This window comes from Kitasatospora sp. NPDC088134, from assembly GCF_044741705.1.
Lineage (GTDB): Bacteria > Actinomycetota > Actinomycetes > Streptomycetales > Streptomycetaceae > Kitasatospora.
The window spans coordinates 115,354-136,747 of the sequence record NZ_JBIUTD010000020.1 but is presented as its reverse complement, the minus strand read 5'-3'; the positions used below and the strand labels follow the sequence as shown (position 1 = coordinate 136,747).

Annotated in this window: 14 protein-coding genes and 1 tRNA gene; 13 read left to right on the top strand and 2 right to left on the bottom strand. The window is 73.5% G+C overall.

What is annotated here, in order from left to right:
- Positions 1-1,371 precede the first annotated feature (1,371 nt).
- The 4 genes from ACIOHG_RS27025 to ACIOHG_RS27010 all read left to right on the top strand — a co-directional run bounded on the left by ACIOHG_RS27025 (position 1,372) and on the right by ACIOHG_RS27010 (position 6,817).
- Positions 1,372-1,725 carry a hypothetical protein gene (locus tag ACIOHG_RS27025; protein ID WP_400954237.1) on the top strand — a complete coding sequence of 118 codons (354 nt, stop codon included), beginning with the start codon at positions 1,372-1,374 and terminating at the stop codon, positions 1,723-1,725.
- On the top strand, positions 1,722-2,057 hold the full coding sequence (locus ACIOHG_RS27020) for a hypothetical protein (protein ID WP_400954235.1): 336 nt from the start codon (positions 1,722-1,724) through the stop codon (positions 2,055-2,057). Before ACIOHG_RS27025 ends, ACIOHG_RS27020 begins: the two co-directional genes overlap by 4 nt.
- A gap of 1,228 nt (positions 2,058-3,285) precedes the next feature.
- Positions 3,286-5,484, top strand: a complete 2,199-nt coding sequence (locus ACIOHG_RS27015) for a hypothetical protein (protein WP_400954233.1) — start codon at positions 3,286-3,288, stop codon at positions 5,482-5,484.
- Positions 5,485-5,659: 175 nt separating this feature from the next.
- The gene (locus tag ACIOHG_RS27010; RefSeq protein WP_400954231.1) at positions 5,660-6,817 is read left to right on the top strand and encodes a hypothetical protein; all 1,158 of its coding nucleotides are present in this window, start codon (positions 5,660-5,662) and stop codon (positions 6,815-6,817) included.
- Positions 6,818-6,952: 135 nt separating this feature from the next.
- On the opposite strand, the gene ACIOHG_RS27005 is transcribed toward ACIOHG_RS27010, so the two are convergent.
- Positions 6,953-8,497, bottom strand: coding sequence for a hypothetical protein (locus ACIOHG_RS27005; RefSeq protein ID WP_400954229.1), 1,545 nt, complete (start codon positions 8,495-8,497; stop codon positions 6,953-6,955).
- Between the two features lie 377 nt (positions 8,498-8,874).
- Between ACIOHG_RS27005 and ACIOHG_RS27000 the strand changes: the two genes are divergently transcribed.
- Both ACIOHG_RS27000 and ACIOHG_RS26995 read left to right on the top strand, forming a co-directional pair.
- Positions 8,875-9,663 carry a hypothetical protein gene (locus ACIOHG_RS27000; RefSeq protein ID WP_400954228.1) on the top strand — a complete coding sequence of 263 codons (789 nt, stop codon included), beginning with the start codon at positions 8,875-8,877 and terminating at the stop codon, positions 9,661-9,663.
- Between the two features lie 72 nt (positions 9,664-9,735).
- Entirely contained in the window at positions 9,736-12,597 is a 2,862-nt protein-coding gene (locus ACIOHG_RS26995; RefSeq protein ID WP_400954226.1) for a hypothetical protein, read from the top strand.
- Between the two features lie 28 nt (positions 12,598-12,625).
- On the opposite strand, the gene ACIOHG_RS26990 is transcribed toward ACIOHG_RS26995, so the two are convergent.
- Complete coding sequence (locus tag ACIOHG_RS26990) at positions 12,626-14,299, bottom strand: hypothetical protein (protein ID WP_400954225.1); 1,674 nt, start codon at positions 14,297-14,299, stop codon at positions 12,626-12,628.
- Between the two features lie 226 nt (positions 14,300-14,525).
- Between ACIOHG_RS26990 and ACIOHG_RS26985 the strand changes: the two genes are divergently transcribed.
- The 7 genes from ACIOHG_RS26985 to ACIOHG_RS26955 all read left to right on the top strand — a co-directional run bounded on the left by ACIOHG_RS26985 (position 14,526) and on the right by ACIOHG_RS26955 (position 21,306).
- Entirely contained in the window at positions 14,526-15,767 is a 1,242-nt protein-coding gene (locus tag ACIOHG_RS26985; protein WP_400954223.1) for an endonuclease domain-containing protein, read from the top strand.
- Between the two features lie 242 nt (positions 15,768-16,009).
- Positions 16,010-16,084 (top strand) — tRNA-Met (locus tag ACIOHG_RS26980).
- A 252-nt stretch (positions 16,085-16,336) separates the two neighbouring features.
- Complete coding sequence (locus ACIOHG_RS26975) at positions 16,337-18,322, top strand: hypothetical protein (protein WP_400954222.1); 1,986 nt, start codon at positions 16,337-16,339, stop codon at positions 18,320-18,322.
- Positions 18,323-18,445: 123 nt separating this feature from the next.
- A complete protein-coding gene (locus ACIOHG_RS26970) occupies positions 18,446-18,961 on the top strand; it encodes a hypothetical protein (protein ID WP_400954220.1) in 516 nt (171 codons plus the stop codon).
- Positions 18,962-19,064: 103 nt separating this feature from the next.
- Positions 19,065-20,129: a PIN domain-containing protein gene (locus ACIOHG_RS26965; RefSeq protein WP_400954219.1), complete on the top strand. Its 1,065-nt coding sequence runs from the start codon at positions 19,065-19,067 to the stop codon at positions 20,127-20,129.
- A gap of 182 nt (positions 20,130-20,311) precedes the next feature.
- The gene (locus tag ACIOHG_RS26960; protein WP_400954218.1) at positions 20,312-20,608 is read left to right on the top strand and encodes a hypothetical protein; all 297 of its coding nucleotides are present in this window, start codon (positions 20,312-20,314) and stop codon (positions 20,606-20,608) included.
- Positions 20,609-20,787: 179 nt separating this feature from the next.
- On the top strand, positions 20,788-21,306 hold the full coding sequence (locus ACIOHG_RS26955; RefSeq protein ID WP_400954217.1) for a hypothetical protein: 519 nt from the start codon (positions 20,788-20,790) through the stop codon (positions 21,304-21,306).
- Positions 21,307-21,394 lie beyond the last annotated feature (88 nt).

Here is a 21,394-nt window from a genome sequence, read left to right as displayed (position 1 = left end):
GGGTGGCGGGGCGCCTTCGGAGCGCGGTGGTGGTGGGTGGGGGTTCGGCCGGCCTTTTGGGGGTGGTGGGTGGTGTTTTGGCTGGTCAGGGCGTTGGTGGTGGCGCGCTCCGCGCTTGGGTGGTGGGTGGTGGTGGTCATGGGTCCAGTGTAGCGGGTCCGGGTGGGGGGTGGGGCGGATCGGGTTAGCTGACGTGTCGTCAGTTTTTTGTGACGGTCCGTCAGTTTTGAGTGGTATAGACCTGTAAGGTGTAGACCATTCGTAGTGGACTGGACCACATGCCGGAAATGGCATGCGCATGATGGTGGAACCGCCTCCTCCGGGGGTAAGGCCTAGACCACTTCCCACACTTGGCATGGACACGCCCGAATCGGGGCCGACCACCACCCCACAGCACCCCCGCACGCCGCCGCCGACCCTCCGGGCCGGACAGGCCGCCAACGGCCCTCAGAAGCCCCTCAGCGGCCCGCCACGACCCCGCCACCGGCAACACCTCCACCACCTGCCAACCACCCCACAAACGGCCAACAGGAGCAGGGACCCCACCACCCCGTGCAAAAAGTGCACGCCCCACCACCCAGAACACCCACCACCACCCCGTGCACAAAATGCACGCCCCACCACAGAACAACCCCACCGGGACCGAACCCACACCAGGAACAGCACGACAGACGGACGGGCCGAACACCGAGCCGGACGACCGCCAGCACCAGGCGCACCGACCCCAAATGCGGACCAGCGGGACTGGCCCGGGCAGCACCACCAGAACCGATCCGGCGGGGGCGGGGTCCGGAGGAGCCCCCGCCGGCGCTCCGCGCGCCGAAGGCCATCACGTCGTTCCGGGAGTAACGTCACGGGGGGTGGCACAGGCGGTGCGCGGTACCGCCGGATCGAGCGGAGCTCGATGCCCCCGCAGCTGGTGAACCCACCCAGCTGCGGGACGACCCACGGTCGTGGCTGAGGTTGCCGGCCGATGAGGGTGCCGGGTCGGCAGACACCCGGCTGAGGGTCACCGTGTCCCCCACGGTCACTACCCCTGAAGAGTCAAATGGCAAAACCCATGGTCACAGCCCTGTGGATACGCAACTACAGCATGGTTAATACGCACACACAGAGCTACCACTGTTACTGAAAGTAACAGTTCTCCCCGGCGTGGCGGTTGTTGCTGGGAGTAACAGTGGTCTGCCAAACTCTGCGGAGCACTGTTACTCAGAGGAAAGGCGTGAACGGCGTATGCGGCCATTGGCACCCCGGACTCGTACGCTCGTCGACCCTGAGACTGGGGAAACGGTCGAGGTCACGGAGTCCTTCGACGGACTGATCCCGTACAACTTCCGCGGCAAGCGTTATACCGCGGTCGCGGACCATCTGATGGTGCTGATCCTCCGAAAGGACAACGGCCTCAAGCCGTCCGACCGCGACGTGCTGCAACTGCACATCCACGGCTCCGACGACGACGGCGTCCTGCGCATGGTCCAGCAGGCCATCGCCGACGATCTCGGCATCAGCGTCCGGACCGTGTCCGCCTCGATTACCCGGCTCAAGAAGTCCGAGCTGCTCATTAAGGCGGAGACCCACGGACGAGTGGTGTACTACAGAGTGACCGAGCACCTCGCCTCACGACTCGGAGGCAAGGGCCAGCGAGAGGCTGTGAAGACCCTGCGCTTCCCCGTCCTCCCCGGCCTCGAAGGCGACGACGCGAAGAAGGTGAAGAAGTCCGCATGAGCCACACCCGCGAACTTTTCGACGCTGAACCCGTCAAGCCAGCCATCCTGCGCAAGGTCATCGCCCTGCCCCCCACCGAAGCGAAGATCGTCCTTCACTTCCTCTCCGCCAAGAAGACCGCGGAAGGCACCGTCCTGCAGTCCGGGATGGCCATCGCCAAGGAGATCGGCATGAACCGCAGTCAGTACGCCCGCAAGATCAAGGACGTACTGGCCGCGGGCTGGGTCGAGCAGGCCGCCAAGGAACAGAACATCGCCTACTACCGGCTGGGGCCCGAGGCCGGCGCAACCGACAACGCCACCGTCATCCCCTTGAGGCGACGAGCCTCCTGACCTTCCTGCCTTCGGCGGCGGTACGCGGATCACCGCGTACCGCCGCCGCTGTGTCTGCCGCCGGAGTTGTGCAGTTCACTGTTGCTCAGAGAAACAGTGAACTGCACACCTCCGCCGTGCGGCGGGTCGGCGCGCAGCGGGCGAGCAGGTGCAAGTCACTGTTTCTCTCGGCAACAGTGAACTGCACCTCGGAGAAGCGGATCACTGTTTCTCTCGGCAACATAGCCGATGACCTGGGCCAACACTCTGCTGGGAGGCGTGGCCGTGCCGCCCGGGCGCGCAGCGTCGAGGCCGACCCCACTGCGTGCCGCTGCGATGTGGCGGTTTCGGAGCGTTCGAGGGCCCCGTCCTCAACGGCCTCCGAAGGGCTACCCGGCTGCCGAGTGTGGATAGCTGCGTATCACTGTTACTCAGAATAACAGTGATACGCACTGAGAGCCGTCCCTGTTCTTCGCGTCCCGAGAGCCGAGAAGTCCGATCCGAAAGCGGCAGGCGCCTTGCGTCACCTCACCCGCCCGAGGACGACCTCCTGGACGTGCTCGCCGGCAAGCACGACCCGAGGTCTGGCCGCTGCCGAACCCACCAGCGGACCACATCGGCCGGCCCGGGCCCAACCGTTGATCGCCCTCTCCGGTCTGACGGTCGCCGGTCAGCCGCACGACGGCTGACCGGCGCAGCAGCACCTGCCGCCGCAACTGGATAACTCCGGCCCTCGGCCCAACCATGTCGCTCCCCGTACGACACAACTCCCCCTGGTGTGTCGCGGTATCTGACAAATATGTCGCGGTACCTCGCACTTCGGCGAACAGCCCGCCAACGGGCAACTGGAGCTCCCGCTCGCACTGCTCGGCCTCCAGGGCGTGCCGCCGGTTCGGAGCGGTGCGTATCACTGTTGCTCAGAGAAACAGTGATACGCACCAGAAACCGTCTCTCTTCACTGCTCTCCGGTACCCGGCGGCCGACAACCGGCCGGGTGCCGGCCCACGGAGCGAAGCGGTCGCGGGCGCAGCCGCAGTTCACTTGATCGGGTGGTAGGGGCTGCCGGGGCCCAGGTCCTAGAATGTCGGGCGGCGGCCTTCGGTCGCCGTGCCGGGGTGCCGCTCCCGGCCTTGTGCGGCACCGGGAAGGCAGAATCGCGCGAGCACGCGCACCCTCATCGTCTTCAGCAGCACCACGTCCGCGGTCTCCTCCTCGACGTGCTGGCCGGGCAGTGCGCGACGGGACTCCCATGACCACACGACCCTCTTCTTCGCCTGGCCGCCGCCAGCCGGTCGGCCGGCTCGCCCAGGCCCGCGCGCTCGCCACCGGCGAGACGCACCAGCTCGCCCTGGCCGAGCTCAGCGCGCACGGCCCTGCGATCCCCGGCGCGCTCCACCCGGAGCAGGAGCTCTGGGAGGCGCGGGTGCTGGCCGCCCTCCTCGCCGCCTACGGATCGCACCGGCCCGCTGCCACCGGCGGCCCCTTCGGCATCGGCCGCGTCACTCCGCGCCCCGGCGAGACCCTCGTCCACGTCGACCGGGCGCAGCTCGGCCGCTGGGCGCGGGCGCTGTTGCCCGTCCGGCGGGCCGACGGGGCGTTGACCGGGGTGGCCGGGCTGCGGTGGAGCGCCGGGGCGAAGGACGTCGTGCTCCATCCCGTCGGTGCCCCCGAGCGGCGGATCGTCCTGGCGAAGACGTTCGCCCGGGACTGGAAGCGGGCGGTGGCGGACGCGATCAACGTCGGCGACGTCCTCCTGGCCGGGGCCGCGGACCGCGCCTCTTCCCCGGGGCCTGGGGAGGACGCGGCCGGACGGGCGCAGCGGCAGCGGGTGGCACCGTGCGCGGGGGACCTGTCCGCGCTGTTGCGGCGCGTGGTGCTGCTGGAGCTGCTGGCCAAACTCCCCTTCCGCGACGGGGCGGTGGAGCTGGCGGTGGACTCCGGGCGGCTGGTCGACCTGTCCGGTGGCCGGACCCGGCTCACCCTGCCGTGGGCCGCCCTCCACCTGGACCGTGAGCTGTGGCCGGTCCGGCCGGCGCGGGAGCGGGTCGGCGCGAGCAGCGCGGTGCTCCCGTTCCTGGCGAGCTACCCCCCGGTCCCCGGCACGGGGCGGCCCGAGGCGGCGCCGGAGGGGCTGTGCGTGCTGGCTGGGATCGAGTCGACGGAGGTAGCGGTGCGGGCGGCCGGCTGGGCGCTGGAGGTGGCGGACGCCGAGCTCGCCGACCCGCGCACCGGCTACCTGGACGACGAGGGCGGCTGGAGCGCGAACCGCCGCCGGGCCGCCGAGGGCGGCTTCGGGGACAGCGGTCCGCTGGACCCGCCCGGGTGCAGCCGGGCACTGGAAGGGTGCCCCGTCGACTTCGCCGAGCTGGGCCGGCTCGCCTTCCTGCCGGTGATCGACGACGAGGCCGCCCAGGATTTCCGCCCGGGCTGGGAGGAGTTGGTCGAGGAGGGGCGGCAGATCCTGATCCGCCTGCTGGACTGGGCGCTGGCCGCCGCCACCCACCAGGTCCCCACCCGCGGACCCTGGGAGCGGGCAGATCCCGCCGAGGACGCCGACCTGTCCGCGGGGAGGGCGCCGCAGGCCCGCTGGATCGCCGCCACGCCGCTGCCCGGCAGCCCCGTCCCGCTGCAGCTGCGCGTCGACCAGCACGAGCGCGGCGGCTTCAAGTACGCCGTCCACCCCGGACCCGCGGGAGTACCGGCTTGGGTGCACCACGCAGTGCCGCCCCTGCGGTTCGGCTCCGCCGGCTCGCTGCCCGCCGCAATGGCCCTGGCCGAGCAGGCCGGGCGCGAAGTCGCCGCCGGCGCCCGCACCGTGCGCAGCTGCGACCGGCGGCTGCTCGTCCCCCGCCCTGTGCCGGCCGACGCCGAGCCGCAGGTGGCCGAACTCGTCACCGCCGCCGACCCCGAGGGGAGGGTGCTGGACCTGTACGAGCTCACCGCCGGGCTGCGGGCGCTGGCCGACCTCGAACGGGACGGCGACCCCTGGCTCTACTACCCGCCGGCCGGTGGGCACTGGCGCCTGGGCGAGCGGTGGCCCGAGGCGGGCACGGTGAGCGCGATGCTGGGCGACGACTGCGTCCTGGCCGCCACCCGGCCCGGCGAGGAGGCCAACACCGCGCCCGTCGACTCCCCCGCCTACCGCCGCCACCTGGCCGCCCACGCGATCGCCCTCGACCCCTTCGCCGAGGTCTACCTCGTCGCGGCTGACGCCGTCCCCGGCCCGGCCCCGCTGAGCGAGCGCCACCGGGCTGGCGTCGCCGCCCTCCAGGCCGCCGACCTCACCAAGCTGGCCCGCCAGGACCCCCGGCCGCCCGCGCCCGGGGACGAGACCGCCGAGATCGTCGTGATCACCGCGTTCGTGCGCAGCATGCCGGCCGACATCGGGGGCATCGGGGAGTTCTTCGACCGCTGGTGCCCCCGGCACCAGGAGGGCGGCCACCGGTAGGGGCCCCGGCCCCGCTCTCGGACCCGTGCCCCGGCCATGCGCCACCGGACGCCGACGGGTCGCAGGGCGCCGGGTTCCGGCGAATCGCCCCGGCTGGGGCGCGGGTTCGGCATGATCGGAGTACGGACGGTCCGTCGAGCCGGAGGGAGCGGGGGTGGCGGGGAACGGCTACCGAATGACCGAGGCGCGCACCCGGGACGGCAAGCGCGTGCGCGCCAGCGAGATCGCCCAACTCCCGCCGGACGCCAAGCCGCTGACGTGCCGCTACTGCGACGTCCGTGTGGAAGGCGTCGGCGCCTACTTCAAGGGCAAGGACGGTCCGCGGCCGACCGTGGTGGCCGCGCACTTCCGCCTCGACGACGGTGGGCGGCACGCCGACGAGTGCGCGTACAACGCCGAGGAGGTCCTGCGCGCCATCGCCCGCGCCTCTCAGGGGCTGGCCCAGATCGACGACGCCGGCCGACTGCGCCTGGTCCTGCCCGCCGGGCCCGGCGAGCGGACTCCCGCCCGGCCGCAGCCCGGCACGGCGGAGCCCGACGGCGGGCGGGGCGCCTCGCTGACCTTCACCACCGTCCGCCCCGCAGTCCCGCCCGCGCTGAACTCCGCCGCCAAGATCGCGCACTTCCTGGCCCTGCACGACTTCGACTCGCGGGCCGTGGCCCGCTTCCGCGTCCTGTACGGGGACGCGACCCGCCCGATCCCCTGGTCCCGGTTCTGCTACCCCGCCCGGGCAGCGACCGGCCTGCACCAGCTCCTCGCAGACGGTCAGCAGCCCCGTCACCCGGTGGCCGTCCACGGCACCGTGCAGCGCGTCTCCGACCTCACCCGCCCCACCGCCTACGCCACCCTCCACGCCGCCGCACCCCGCCCCGGCGGCCGACCCTTTGCCGTCCGGCTGCGCACCGACCGGCCCGCGCTGCTGGCCCCGCTGCGGCCCGGCACCTCGGTGCTGGCGGTGGGCACCTGGTCGCTGTGGCCGGAGGCGGACGAGCTTCGGCTGTGGCTGAGCGCCCACTGGCAGCTCGCCCACTGGACCACCCACCCCGGCACCGGGGAACCCACCGCCATCGCCTGCCCGCCGCCCCTGCCGCCCGAACCTCCGCGCCCACGCCCGGCCGCGAAGCGCGGCACCACCCTCCCGACCCGGCAGCCGCGAACAGCGCCCCCGTCGGCACCGCCTTCCGCCGACGTGCCGCCGCCCGCCGCACCGGACGACGGCGACTACCTGCTCGCACCGCCCCGACCCATCGCCGCCGTCCCCGCCGACGCCCCGGCGAACATCCCGCCCCGCCCCTCTCGTCCGCCCACCGCGCACCTCACCGACGGCAGCTGACGAGCGGTCGACGTCAACCACGGGGCGGACCGACCCGTACTCCCCCGGTACGCGAGGGCGGACCCCTGCGGGTCGTGGTCGCCTCCGGGACGCAGTGTTGAGGGCTTCCTGCCGGCCGCCTTCGGTCGAAGGGGTTCAGTCGGCCCGGCGGCCGGGGCGCGGCAGCAGCATCCGCAGGGCCGGGTGGCGGGCGACGGTGCGTGCCAGAGCCCCGGCCAGGCGACCGGGGCCGACCAACTCGGCGAGCCGTTCCTGCCAGTACGCCTCGACGGTGCGGCGGGCCTGCCGGGCGGCGTCCTGGTGCGGGGCGGGCAGTTGGTCGGGCAGGTAGCAGCCGAAGACGGGGGCGGTCTCCACCCCGGCGGCGCGCAGCGCGCACAGCCGGTGCTGGCCGTCGGTGACGGCTTCGGCGCCGTCGTCCCAGATGATGCCGGCCGGGCCGACCATGGTGCGTGCCCATGCGCGGTCGCGGGGGGTGAGGTGGTCCATCTCCCCTGCGCGGGCGGCGTGTTCGGGGTCGCCGGACTGTTCGGCGAGGGCGAGGGCGAGGGCGGCTCGGGCGATGGCCGGCCAGTTGTCCGCCTCGTGGCGGGGGCAGGCGGCGAACTCGGCGGGGGTGAGGCGGGAGAAGAGTTCGGCGCGGGCGACCTGGTCCTCGCGGCGGCCGTCGGGGTAGGTGCGGGCGAGGGCCTTGCCCCGGGCGGTGTAGGCGCATTTGTGCTGGTGGTGGGGCCACGGCAGGGCGGCCAGCGGCACCGGGCGGGTGCCGGTGACGCCGTCCATGTGCAGGGTCCGGGCGCCGGGGTCGGTGAACTGGCTCGGGTAGAGGTCCATCTCCCCGTCCGGCGCTTCGGGGCGCATTGCCCGGTCGGCCTGTTGCTGGGCGGCCGGGTCGGGGGTGGTGGCGCCGGTGAGGTGGTGGAGGGTGCCTCCGGTCCAGGGGTCCGTCTCGTCGTTGCGCCGGCGCTCGGGGTTCGGCGCGGTCAGGACGGTGGCGTCGGTGCCGGTCAGGATCAGGGTGCCGGGCACGCCGTGGACGGCGGCGAGGACCAGGCCGTCGCGGGCCCGGGCGGGGTCGGCGAGGAGCGTCGGCAGGTGTTCGGCGGGGAGGTGGTGGACGGCTTCGACACGGTGGAAGCCCTCGTCGACGCCCATGTCCGCCGCGGGGTGGCGGTGGGCGTGGATCTGCAGGTAGTCGCCCGCCTTCAGGGCGCGGACCGGCTTGGTGAACGTGGCGGCTCGGCGCGGGGCGCGGGGCCGGTCGGGGCCGGCTTCGGCGGGCAAGGCGGCGGGCGGAGCGGGCTCGGTGCGGGACCAGTGCGCCTCGAGTGGCTCGGCCGCGTCCCGGAACAGCAGCGGCGCGCCGGGCGTCCAGGTCGGGTCGGCCGCGTCCCGCGCCAGGCGCCGCGCGTCGATCGCGTCCGCGGTCCGGTGGTCCCCGCCGCGCAGCAGCAAGGGCCCGGGCATGCCCTGGCAGAACACGGCGACCATGGTCTTGCCGCGCGCCATCGTGTTGAACAACCCGCCGGCGTCCTGGTCGAGGAGACCGTCCGCGGGCGGAATGTGCTCGACCCGCTCGATCCGGGCGTAGCCCTCGCCGTCCGGGGTGCCGTCCACGGACCACCGGTAGGACGCGATCTGCAGGTAGTCCCCCACCCGCAGCGCCTTGTCGAGATGCACGGCCAAGACCCTCTACCCCCTGCTCGATCGCGCCCCGGACCGCCCGCCGCCCGGGGTGGGTCGGCGCCGATGCTGCGGGTCCTTGGCGCCGGGCGCGGGCCCGGCAACGGTTCCGATCATTCCAGCGCGGGGCCCCGGCGAAGCGGGAACGCCGGAACCAGGCAGGCGCGGGCAGCCGTGCCGCCCGGGCGGTGGGAGGTCGAGCGGTCCGCCCGCGAGCGGAGGGGCGGTGTTGGTGTCGGCGATGCGCGGGGGACAGGTGGGGGAGGTTGGGCGGCCGGTCGTGGCTGACGATCCGTCAACTTCCTCTTCGCGACCCGGGTGCTGCTCCCCGAAACCGATCGCCCTCGGCGTGCTCGGCCGCTACGGTGCCCGACGTGGACATCTTCCAGGCTGACCTGACCAGGCCCTCGGCGGACGACGTGGCGCTGCTGGCCGAAGGTTCTGCTTTCGCCCTGCGCCTGCAGTGTTTCTCGGACGGGAAGGCGGGCGCGCTCGCGCTGGGCATCCTGCGGGACGTCTGCGACTTGCTGTGCGAGCCGGACGGCCGTCGGAAGCCGTACGTCACCGCGCAGGCGATGTGCCGGGTCGCGATCGAGTGCCTGATGGACATCGGCAAGGGCGAGGCCGAGGGGCTGCAGGCCGCCCGGACGGCCGTCAAGAAGTCGCTTGCCGCGGTCTTCGAGGCGGACGGATCGCCGAAGGCGCCGACGCCGGTGGACGGCCTGTTCACGACCCTGGACTCCCTATCCGCTTTCCCGCCCAAGGTGACGTCCGGCAGCGCCCTGGGGAAGGCCGTCACCAAGCTGCTCCACGCCCGGGCCAGCGCGACGGCGGGCGGGCGCCCGCCGGTGTCGGCGTTCGGAGCGGTCCAGAAGGTGCTGGACGCCGTCGACGCGCTCGGCACCGCGGTGCCCGAGGTGCTGACCGCCGGGCACCCCCTGGCCGTGGCACTGCGCGAACTCCACACGATCCGCTCGAACGAGGACTTCCACCGCCAGGCGGTGCTCGACCGGCGGCTCGAGGCGCTGGGCACCGCCTACGCGCGGCAGTGCGCGATGGAGGCCGAGGAGGACGCCTACCGGGTCATGCTGCTGTGCGCGGTGGTCCGCAAGGAGACCGGCCGGGAGCCGGGCAGGGCCGAGAAGGAGGCGTTCAGGGGCTAGTCGAAGCAGTACGGCATCGGGTCGGGCGTCATCCATTCCGGCACGACGGCGACCGCAGCGACGGCGGTCGCGATGCTGCACGACTGCCTGCTCCTGATCCAGGAGCTCATCGCCACCGTCGTCGACCAGGCCCCCGAGTGGGTCGAGCTCGGCAAGGTCACCTCCCCGACTCCTGAGCAGGTCCGGAAGGTCAACGACCTGCACAATCCCGCCGCCGCCCCCTACCTGTTCAGCCAGTTCGACGGGTGGGAGTGGCTGGAGAAGCTGAAGGACGTCCGGCTCCTTCCGGAGGAGGGCGAGTGGCCGGCGCGACCGTACTTCGAGCGCCTCGCCGGCCAGGACCCGGCCCGTCTGGTGGCGTGGCTGAACAAGGGCGGGCGCCTGGAGGCGATCCGGCGGGCCGGACCCGCAGCCACCGCCCGCCTCGTCTACCTGTGCCAGCGCCTCGGCGGCCACGGCGCACCCCTCGTCAACGGGGCGCTCAAGCAGCACCCCGTCGACGTCGTGCGGACCGAGGCGCTCTCCTGGGCCCAGGAGGTCGCGCCGCAGTACCGGGACGCCGCGTGGGTGGAGGCGACGGTCAGAGCCCTGTCGGTGGGGTCGGACGGCTCCGTGGCCGACTCCTGGACCGTCCGCGCCGTCCTGGCCCAGCTGCTGGAGGCCGGACGGACGGGCGGTGCGCAGCTGGCCCAGCGGGTCCGCGCCGGCCTCGCGGCCGTCCTGGCCTCCTACCTCGCGGTCGAGGGCGTTCGGGAGCGCCTGCAGATGAGCGACGATCTGCGGAAGCCGGACACGGCCTGGGGCCAGGAACTGGCGGGGGCCCGGCTCGCCGCGGCTGCCTGCGTCGAGTTCGCGCGCATCGAGTCCGGCGAGATCGGCACCGGCCTGGCCGTCCGGACCGGCGCGTGGACGGCCAAGGCCCTGGGCGGATGGGAGCGCGAGCGGCTGGTCGCCGTCCACCTCCTGGATTGCGCCGGCGGCGAGCCGGCGGACAGCGCGTGGTGGAGGGCCGCCTTCGGGGTGCTGGGCCGCCTGCACACCATGCCCTGCCTCACCCCGGACATCGGGGAGTTCGTCCAGCTGGCCCTCGGCACCTGCCCGCCGGCGGCCACGGCCGACCTCGAAGCGGCCCTGACCGAGGGCTTCGGCCCGGTCCCGGACCAGGACGCGCTGCAGGCGGTGCGCGCCCGGCTGGCCGACGAAGACGCCCGCCTCGCCGACGTGCTGGCCTCCGCGCTGGGCGGCGCGGAGGCGCTCTCCGACCTGCTCGGCGAGGACGCGACCGACGCGGCCGGGCCGGCCCCGGAGGAGGCGGAGCGGGAGTCGGCTCTGCCTCCCGTCTGGCGGACTGTCTACTGTCTCTCCCCGGTGGCGCCCGGTTCGGTGATGGCACCGTGGCGCCCCACCGTGGACCTGATGGCCGAGTTCACCGGGCCGCCGCCGGCCCTCACCGAGCCGCTGATCAGGATCGTGCCGCTCCCCGACCGGGGCGAGAACACCGGGAAGGGCTTCGCCGCCCGGTGCGAGGAGCACGGCGTCCTTGCGGGTGCCGCCGAGCTCGCGGGCCGCGCCCCCTCGCAGGGGCACTACTTCGACCGGGCCGACCTGCAGACGCTGCAGGACGCCGTCTTCGCGGACCCCGCCGCCTGGTCGGCCGACATCGAAGGCGTCATGGCGGCCCTCGGCACGTTCGACCTGTGCACCGTCTACCTGCAGAGCCTGCACACCACCTGGCAGTCCGCCGGGTTTCCCGACACCGACACGCACCTCCTCACCGCCGCCTGCGCCGCCGCCTGGACCCTGAAGACCCGGATCGACGCGGGCGACGGCAGCACCGACCCCGACATCGACGAGCGCGCCCGCTGCACGCTGCTCCACCTGCTGCGCCAAGCCTGGGCAGCCGGTGCCGACCCTGGAGTCGACGAGACCGCCGCCGTCACCTGGCTGACGTCCGCCGTCCGGGACTGGACCGGGCCCGCCTCCGTACCCGACAACCCCTACATCACCGCGATCGCCACCTCCGGCGGCCTCGCCCTGGTCGCCGTCCTTGAGTGGGCCGTGCACCGCACGACCGATACCGGGCACCTGCCCGTCGAAGCCGACACCCTGCTGACCGAGATCGTCACCGACGGGCGCGACGACCGCGCCCTGGCCGCCATCGGCGCGTTCCTCACCCGGCTGCGCCGCCACGCCCGGCCCTGGTACACCGCCCACCGGGCCGTCCTGCTCGACATCGCCGCACCGCCCGCCCCGATCCACACCTGGCTGTTCTGGCTACCTCGCCTCGGCGCCGACGAGTACGCCGTGCTCGGCGACCTCGACCCCCGCCGGACCGCGGACTACCTCCAAGGCGACCAGGTCGAGGAGGCGATCAAGCGCTTCGCCGTCGTCCTGCTCCACTCCCCCGGCACCTTCGGCTCCGGCTTCCTCGCCGAGCTGATCACCGGCGACGACGGCCCGGCAGCCGTCTCGGCACTCCTGGGCGGCGTCGCCCGCGCGACCCCCCACAAGGATGACGCCGGCCGCCTGCATGAGCACGCCTTCCGGCTCTGGGACCAGGTCCTGGAGCTCACCGACGGCGCCCCCGGCCTCGTCGGTGCCCTGGCGGGCACCGGGTACTTCGGCTTCGCCGAAGGACTCGACCAGGACCGGTGGCTGGCCCGCACCCTGCGCACCGTCACCGCCAACCCGGGCATCGAGGTTCCTGACCGGGTCGCCGAGCGTGCCGCCCGCAGCGCCCAGGCCCCGGACGCCCTGCGCATCCTCACCGCGCTGGTGTCCAACCCCGGCACGGACTTCTACTCCTCCCACCGGGTGATCGCCTTCGCGCAGAACGCCGTCGACGCCTCCACGCCCGGCACCGAGGGCCGGGCCGGCCTCGGCCAGGCCCTCGGCCGCTACGCCCACGACGTGCAGCGCGCCACCGCCCGCTGAAGGAGGCGCCCGGCCCCTCGGGAGGTGGTCAGGACATGGTGTTGGTCAGGTGCGCGCCGACATAGCCGACGATGACCTTCGGGCGCTGGCCGGGAATCTTCCTCGCGTCGAGGAAGTGCAGACGCGGGGCGACCCGCTTCCAGTTGTCGATCCTGAGGTGCGGCTTCATCACCGCCATTTTCTCCGGGGCCACCCAGGCCGGGACGGGGAAGACCCGTTCGCTCCCCCACTGGCCCATGGTGGCCTGCGTCTCGTTGATCGAGACGTGCCGGGGCGACCAGAGCACGCCGCCGGCCCCGGCGTCGGCGAACTGCTTGACGTGGCCGTCGAATTCCGGGTGGGCGGCGTAGGCGTCGAGGAAGCGCAGGCCGTTCCAGATTCGGGCGGCCCACATCCGGGCCCGCGGGTACTCGTCCAGGGCGAGGGCCTCGTCCGGGTCGGCGGTGACCACCAGGCCGGGGAACTCGCCGATCCGCTCCCACAGCTCCTCCACGGACTGCGGGACGCCCGGCACCTGCTCCTCCACCACCGTGTCGTTGAAGCGCCCGGCCTCCCGCAGGCGCGCCCGCAGGACCGCGGCCTCCGCCCGCAGGCGCTCGACCTCGTCCCACGCCGCCACCGTCTCCTCGATGTCGCGCAGGGACACCGCCTCGGCCTCCTCGACCTGGGCTTCGAGCGAACCGATGGTCCGGGCGTCCAACTGGGCGTTGCGGGCGGCCTCCTTGAGGTCGGCGTCGGCTTGGGTGAGCAGCCCGGCCAGCAGTTCCGCGTCCGCACGGACGGTGGCGAGTTCGGCGGAGGTCCGGTCCGCGGCCAGGGCCGCGCTGCGTTCGGCCTGATGGGCCTGGGCGGCGTCGGGAAAGGCGAGGTTGCGCACGCAGTCGGGCAGCGGGACGGCGGAGGCGAAGCGCTGCGCCCTGAAGGCGATCGTGTGGAAGGCGCCGTCGGCCGGGGCACTCATCCGAGCGAAGGACACGAAGCGGTGGCGGGCGGCGTCGGCCGGCCAGGCGGGGTCGGCCTCGGGCAGGAAGGTGCGCACGCCGCCCGGCCCGACGCGGTGGTGCTCGCCGACAGCGGCGCGGAAGGCGTCGACCGCGGCGCTGTCCCGCAGCAGGTAGAGGGAGGCCGCGCCGGCGCAGTGCGGCATCACCTGCTCCATACGCTGCGACCAGATCCGGCTGGGGTGCAGCGGGCGGGCGGCGACGACCACGGGCAGCTGCCGGTCCGGGTCGCACAGGATGTCCAGGAGCCGGTCGACGTCGGTGCCGACCTCCTGGGCTCTGAGGGTCAGGCGGGCCGGGCCGTCGCAGGGGGCCAGGGCGGCGACCAGGTCCCGGACGATGGCCGGCCGCTTCGGGGTCACGCTCGCGTCCTCGTTGGGGAAAGCCTCCAGGGTCACGTTGACGACGGCCGGCGCGTCGAGCGGCGTGACGGCGGTGATGGTGGTGCGCCAGACAGCGCCCGGGGTGTCCTCGCGCAGCTGGAGGCGGATCGCGTGCTCGCTCCCGCTGGGGCCGTAGACGACCTGGTTGGCCAGGACGGCGCCGGGCTTGAGGAGGTGGTTGCCGGTCGCCAGCGGCGCGGTCCCGAACTTCTTCTTCAGCCATTGGGCGGTGAGGCGGCGTACCGCCGGGAAGACCTGGTCGGGGGCGTCCGAGGTGGTGAGGGTGGAGCGCATCGTGATCGGGTTCGCGGGGGCCAACGTCCTGATCCGTCCTGGCAGCGAAGGGCTCGGGGAGGCGATCGTGCCGGGCTGGGCCGAGCGGCTGTCCGTCGCCGGGGCCACCGTGCCGGTCCGAACCGACACTCCGTCACCTCTCGGCGCGGGAAGCCCGGCGTCTTCCGCCGGCTCTGCGGGAAGTCGGCCGGCCTTCCCAGGAGCCGTACGCCCGCAGGGCGTTGTCGGTACGTGCTGGCACCCTGCCCCCGTGCTGATACCCCTTGCCGCCGCCCGGACCACGGCCGCGTCCGTGCTCACCGCCCCCGTGCTGCGCTTCGCCGCCGCGGGCCTCCACTCCGACTTCCTCCGCGACACGGGCCACCTGTACCTGGGCGCCGCCGCGCTGCCCGGCGTCAAGCGGAGCGGGATCTGGCACGTCGACCAGGCCCTGCTCGACGCAGCGCTGCAGGACCTCGCGGCGGTGGCCGCCGCGCCGGGGCGGCTCGTCCCGCTGGGGCTGCCGTGGACGGACCTGAACCGGGACTCCCGCTTCGACGACGACTGGCGGCGGGCCATCCAGGGTGAACTCGTCGATCGCGCCGCCCGGGCCGCCCGCCGCCCGCCGACCGCCGACCTTCTCGACGCCGGGCTCGACCCCGCGGCGCAGCGCCGGGCGGTGAAGGATCTCAAGGGCCTGTTCGGAGGTGTCCGGGAGTCCGACGGCCGTGACCCGCTGGTCGTTGCCGGTGTGGTGGTGATGGAGGTGGTGCGCCGCCGGGCCGGGGCGTGGAGCATCCCCGAGCGGTGGGCGCAGGTGCTGGACCGGTGGCGTTCCGAGCACCTGGTGCTGCTGGCGCGGGCGCAGCGGTGCGCGGGGTGCGGCGCGGTGGAGGACCGGTCGTTGCGGACGGCGGCGGCCCGGGTGCGGCAGAACCTCGACTGGCGCTCGTCCGGTGCGGACGGCTGGATCACCCAGTGCCCCTCGTGCGCGGGCGGCGAGTACCGCCTGTACGGCGGTTCGATGCGGGGTGTGCGCTACACCAGCGAGCGGCGGCGGGCGACGCGCGCCGACGGCTACCTCTGCGCGGTGTGCGGGCTGCGGCAGGCTGCCGTCTGGGACCACTGCCACCAGGTCGGCCACGACTTTGTCCGGGGGCCGGCCTGCGCGAGCTGCAACCAGGACGAACGCGCGCAGAAAGGCATCTGGCGGGCCTTCTGGACCCACGGGCCGGCGGTCCGGCACCTGCTGGAGTGCAACGGCTGCCGCACCACCGGCACCCTCCCGCCCCGGCACCTGGCCGCGCTGGCCGCCGCCCGGCTCGGCGCCACCGCGCGGCACGGCCGGTGCGTCGCCGAGCCCTCGGCCGTCCTTGAGCAGCTGCCGGACGGCGGTCTCCTCGCCGGGCTGCACTGCGCGGCTCACCCCGGCCGAGAGGTCCGCTGGGAGGAGACCGTCGACGCGGCGACGACCTTCGGGTGGGTCGCGGATCTGATGGCCGAGCACTCCTGACCCCGGGCCGAGGACGCCGGCCCGGAAGTACCGGTCGCCCGGCCACCCGGGCCGTGCTGCAGCCCGCGGCCGTCGCCCCGTCGGCGTCGAGTTCGCCGTCCTGCCCCGGCTCCCGGCTGCAGCCGACGAGCGCGCTCCGCGCGATGGCCGGTCCGGACAGCGACTGAAGCGACTGAAGTGAAGGCGGGTACCGGGAAATTGCCAGACCGTGCTGTGCCGGACCGCTAGGATGAGACTACCGACGCGGGGTGGAGCAGCTCGGTAGCTCGCTGGGCTCATAACCCAGAGGTCGCATGGTTCAAATCCTGCCCCCGCTACGAGACTTGGGGCCCGGCAGCTGTTGCTGCCGGGCCCCAGTTCTGTTCGAACGCCGCGCCGAGTGAACTGCTGATTCGAAGCCTGCCCCAGAGGACCAGGGCGCTGCGCACCTCGCTCTGCTGTACCGGTGCAGAAGCCTGCGGCGTGCAGGCGGCTCCGGCCGCTCCTCCAATCGGGTGACCGCGGGTGGTCTTCTGCCGTCCGGCTCGTTGCACCCGGTGATCCCGATGGTCCGACCGGCGAGGTACGGCATGCCCTTGGAGCTGATCCAGCCCTCGTTCAGGAGCGAGCTGCACGCCCGGTGGTCCGTCGTTCTCGACCTGCTCGAGATCCCCTGGGCGTACGAGCCGGCCGCCTTCACCGCCGCCGACGGCCACACCTTCACCCCGGCCTTCTGGCTCCCCCGCCAGCGCCTGTGGCTGGACGCCGAGACCGAAGCCGGCCTCCCCGAGGGCTGGCTCGACCGGTGGTACCGGTTCGCCGAAGCCTGCTCCGAGACCGTCTACGCCGAGGATGACGACGTCCTGCGCCCGCCGGACTGGACCCCTCCGACCGAGGTCCCCGAGCAGTGGCACGGCACCGCTCTCCTCGCGCTCGGGCCGATCCCCTCGTACTCCCCCAACTGCCCGGGCGGCCGGTGGCACGCCCACCGCCACGGCGGCATGCTCCACGTCGACGACGACCCCTACCAGTGGGTGATCTGCCCGGCCTGCGGCCAGCCGAACGCCGCCGCCTTCGGCGACCCGGCCGAACTCCCCTGCGGCTGCCTCGACAGCGACGACGACAGCCGTCACGCCGTCGACCGCCTCGGCGACGCCTACTTCGCCGCCTTGGTCGAACCCCTCTCCTCCACCGCCGACGTCGCCCGCATCGGGGGCTGGCCCGCCGGCCACCGGGTCTACCGCACCGCGCTGGCCGACCGGCGCGGCACCGCCGAGGCCGACCAGCGGTGCACCCGGACCTGCCGCTCCCTCACCCAGGTGCTGCGCGACGAAGCCCCCGCCGGCGCCTGGATCGAGGCCGGCCCCGGCGACACCCTCTGCGGCAACTGCCCCGGCTTCGTGTGCGCGGCCTGCGGCGAGCGCCCGGCCCCCGCCGACGGGGCGCAGTGCCGGGTCTGCGACCCGGTGTCCCTGCTGACGGACGACGGTGCCCGGCGCCGCCTCAACAACTTGGCCGCCCAGTTGGGCCGGCTGTTCCGCCAGCCGCTGCGGGTGATCCATCCGCAGATCAACCGGGCGATGGGCGTCCGCCAGCGCGGGGAGGCCGACCTGGAGGACCTGGTGGTCGGGATCAATGAGGCCGAGCGGTGGCTGGCCGATCCGTCGACCCTGGTGATTCCGGCCCCCGTGCTGCGCGAGGAGGAGATCGCCGGCCTGGACCTGAAGGAGGCCCGGGTCGAGATCGCCCTGCGGGTCGGCGTGCTGAGCAAGGTCGTTGGCGAGCCGATCCCGTTCGTCCAGGTCCGGATCAACGACGCGGTCGGCGCCCCGACCCGCGAGGACATGGACCAGGACCAGGCCCGCGACGCCCTCCGGCAGGTCCAGCAGTGGCTGAACAGCCCGGCCACCTACCACCGGCCAGTCGCCGAGCCGGTCCAGGAACCGCCCGCGGCCTGGGCTCCCGGCATCCTGCCCGCTCCCACCGAGACCCGCCCCGCCGCCGCAGCAGCCACCTGTGACCTGTGCGCCGACCCGGTACCCCAAGGCACTCTCCTCGGCCGACTCCCCAAGCAGCGCACCCCGCAAGGCTTTCGGCTGGGCTGGCTCTGCGGCCACTGCCTCACCGATCGCCGCCTCAAGCCCCGCCGCCGCGACCTGGTCCTGCGGATCTTCCACGCGACGTTCCTCGGCAGCGGAATCCGCCTCAACATGTACGAGGCCGAAGCGCTGGCCGCCTGGCTGGAGGAGACCGCCGGCCACAGCGACGCCGACCAGCCCCCGGCCTGCGCCCCGGAGGTCACCGGCACCATCGCCCGGCTGCGCGAAGTCGTGGCCGCCGAACACGGCACCATGCTCTCCCTGGACGTCGCGCAGGCCATCGTGGAGCAGCTGCGCACCGTCGCCGCGCCCGCCTCGGAGCAGGAGGTCCTCGACGCTGTCGCCCAGCACTTCCAGGAGTGGAGCAGCGGCGGGCCGATCGCGGTCGGCACCCGGTGGTCCGGGCGCCGCGACATCCTGCTCCAGACGCCCCGTCCGACCCTGCTCTCCGCCCGCGGCGGACCGTTCTCCCTGTAGAGGAAGGGAGAGCCGGTCGCGGACGGCCCGGGCAGAGCCGTGGTGAGCAGGGTGCCCTCCGGCACTGGCCAGCCCCGCTGCCACCCCTCGGGCGTTGGTAGGACGGCACTGTAGGGTCGCAGAATGGACCACCAGCACCCCGGCGACCAGCACGAACGTCGGCTCTCCCCCAGCGACGGAGAGCCGGCCGACAACGACCGGACGCTGTGGAACGCCACGGTCGCAGCCCTCGCGGCCGTCGGCATCGAGGTCGTCCAGGCCGGAGACGGACGCCCCGGAGCGGTGCTTCAGCTCGGCCCCCGCGGTCTGGCCGTGGCCGTGGCCTGGCAGGCCACCGAGCAGCACCCGCTGCCCGGCGGCGTCCTTGCCGTCAACGTCTGCCGCACCCGCGACGGCGCGCCCAGCGCCCGCACGGTGAACAACCTGATCCTCCAGGGCTTCCTCGCCGACGCCGGACTGCGCACCACCTTCGCCGACGAGCACCTCCTCGTCGTCGACCCGGACCTCGAACTCCCCGGGGCCCCGGCCAGGCCGGCCGCGCCCGTCGCCCGCCCTGCGCCCGCCGTCCAGGCCCGCCCGCCCCAGCGGCGCAAGCGGCGGACCGGCTGGTTCCACCTCACCGGATCACGGCGCGCCTGACCCGAGCCGGCTCAGCGCACCGACGCCGAGCCGACGGGCCCGCCCAACGGGGCGCAACCGGAATTTGCTGTTCACCGCCCCGGGCGACGGCCACACTGGGCCCATGGCTCCCGATCTCCCCCGCCCCCGCGCGGTGCCCGCGGCATTGCCGCCGAACCCGACGGCCATCAACCCGATGGCGCTGCGCGGGCGGATGCTGGTGGCGGTGCTGGACACCAACGTCCTCCTGGTCGAGGCGTGCAGCCAGGCCAAGCGCGGACGGCCGCACCACCCCCTGGCCGCGCTGGCCGGCACCCGGCGGGCCACCCCCTACATGGCGCCGCACGTGCTGGAGGAGCTGGAGGAGCACCTGCCCAAGATGGCCGGCGCCTTCGAGATCTCCGCCTCGGCGGCGGCTGCCGCCCTGCGCGAGCACGTGCTTCCGCAGGTGCGGGTGGTGGAGCTGGAGATCCGCGACCACCTCTCCCCCGGAGCGCGGCACATCCTGCACCAGGACCCGGGGGTGCCCACGGCCCGCCGGGGCGACCCGGACGATGCCCCGACGATGGCGCTGGCCGAACTCCTGGGCCCCGCGGTGCTGTTCACCCGGGACAAGGTGTTCGAGCCGTTCGCGGTCATGGACTCGCTGGCGACGGCGCAGGCCCTGCTGCTGACGGCCGGGCTGGAGGCGCACGGCGCCAACGCGGTGATCCTCGCCGGGTGTGTGCTGGAGGCGACGATGTCGGGCGTCGGCGCCCTCGTGGACGTCGCGGCCCGCCGTCCCGGGCTGACTGCCGCCGCGGTGGCCGGAGCGCTCTGGTACCTGTGGCGGACCGGCCGGCTGACCGCCGGGTGGCGGCCGGCGCTCTCCGGACTCTGGAAGATCACCGAGCCGGTGCTGCAGGCGGTCGCCGACGCCCAGCAGCAGCACACCGAATTGAGCCGGACCCTCACCGTGGTGGAAGCCACTCCCTTCCCCGTGCTGGAGCAGAGGGCCGCCCGCCTCCTCGCCCGGTACGGCGCCCCCCTGACCGCCACGGAACTGCGCGACGCACTGGCCGACCGCGACGACCTCACGGTCTCGGCCGCCCGGGTCCGCCGGGTAATGGCGGCGCACCGGGCCTTCGTACGACTGCCCGGCGACCGGTGGACCATCGGCCGCCCGGCACTCGAGGTAGCAGCGCTGTAGCACCGCTGCGCTGGCGCTGCAGCGGCCCGCCCAGCCGTCAGTCCGGCGGGCGCGGCCTTCTCGCCGGTGAACGCCGCGGCTGTCCTGTCGGCGAGTTCGCAGGACGGCGGCCCTGACAGCACCGTCGGTCACACTGTGGGCGGCCACCGTGGGTGTCTGCGGCGTGGTACATGATCGGTGCCATGCGTTGGATAGTTGATGCGGTGCTGCTGGGTTGGTGGTGGCCGCTCGCGGTGTCGGTCGCGGTGGTGGCCGCAGAACATCGGCACCGCGATGCCGCCCCCGACCGGGGCCGCGAGTATGCCGGCATGGCCAAGGCCGTCCTTGCGCTCTCCGCTCCCGCGTTCTGGCTGCTGGCCACCGGACGACGTGACGACATGGCCGGTCAGCTCATCATGGCGGTTGTGGTCGCGCTGCTGGGCTACGGAGGTGCCGGGTCGGTGCTCGACTACTTCGTCCGAGGTCGACGGCGCCCGTAATCCGCGGGGCCACCGGCGGTGGGGGTCTCCGGTGCATCGTCGAACACGGCACAGGCATCCTGGTCCACCCCTGCGGGTGTTCAGACCTGCGGGTGCGGTGACCGAGCGGAAAGGCAGTCGTTGAACCGCACAGCACCGTCGGTGGAGGACGTTGCAGGCGAGGAAGAAGGAGAACTGCCTTGACCGAGCATCTGGACGGCGACGAGTGGCCGGCCGTGGAAGACCCGTACCGGAGGGGCTACGTCTTTCCGCCGGCGAACATCGCCTCGTCGTACACGACGGTCTCCACCAAGGCGCTGCAGGATCTTCCCCACTACGACATCGGTGACCTCGGCCGTGCCGTACTTCTGACCGCTCTCACCGAGCCGGCCGCCGCCGACTGGCAAGGCGACGACCTCGACGGCCACGGCCTGGTGAAGCTGGACCCCGAAGACCTGGCGGGCCGCCTTGACGCAGACGCCGACGAGATCGCTGCGGCGGTGCAGGAACTGTCCGACCGCTTCCTGCTGATCTCGCCCGAGGGACAGGGCGACGACGTGTGGCAGATCAACCCCATGGTCGCCTTCCGCGGCTCCGCCGCCGCTCAGCGCAAGGTCATCGACCGCCTCGTCGAGCAGCGGGGCGGCGAGTTCCCCGTGCCGCCGGAGCCGGGAGCCGTCCTTGCCGACACGGCCACTGGCAAGACCTTCAGGGCCTGATGGCGGTATGGCAGTGGTGGTTAGTGGAGCTCCCGCCGGTACGACGATGTGGCCTGTCCTAGGGCACCTGAAGGCACCCCTCGACCGA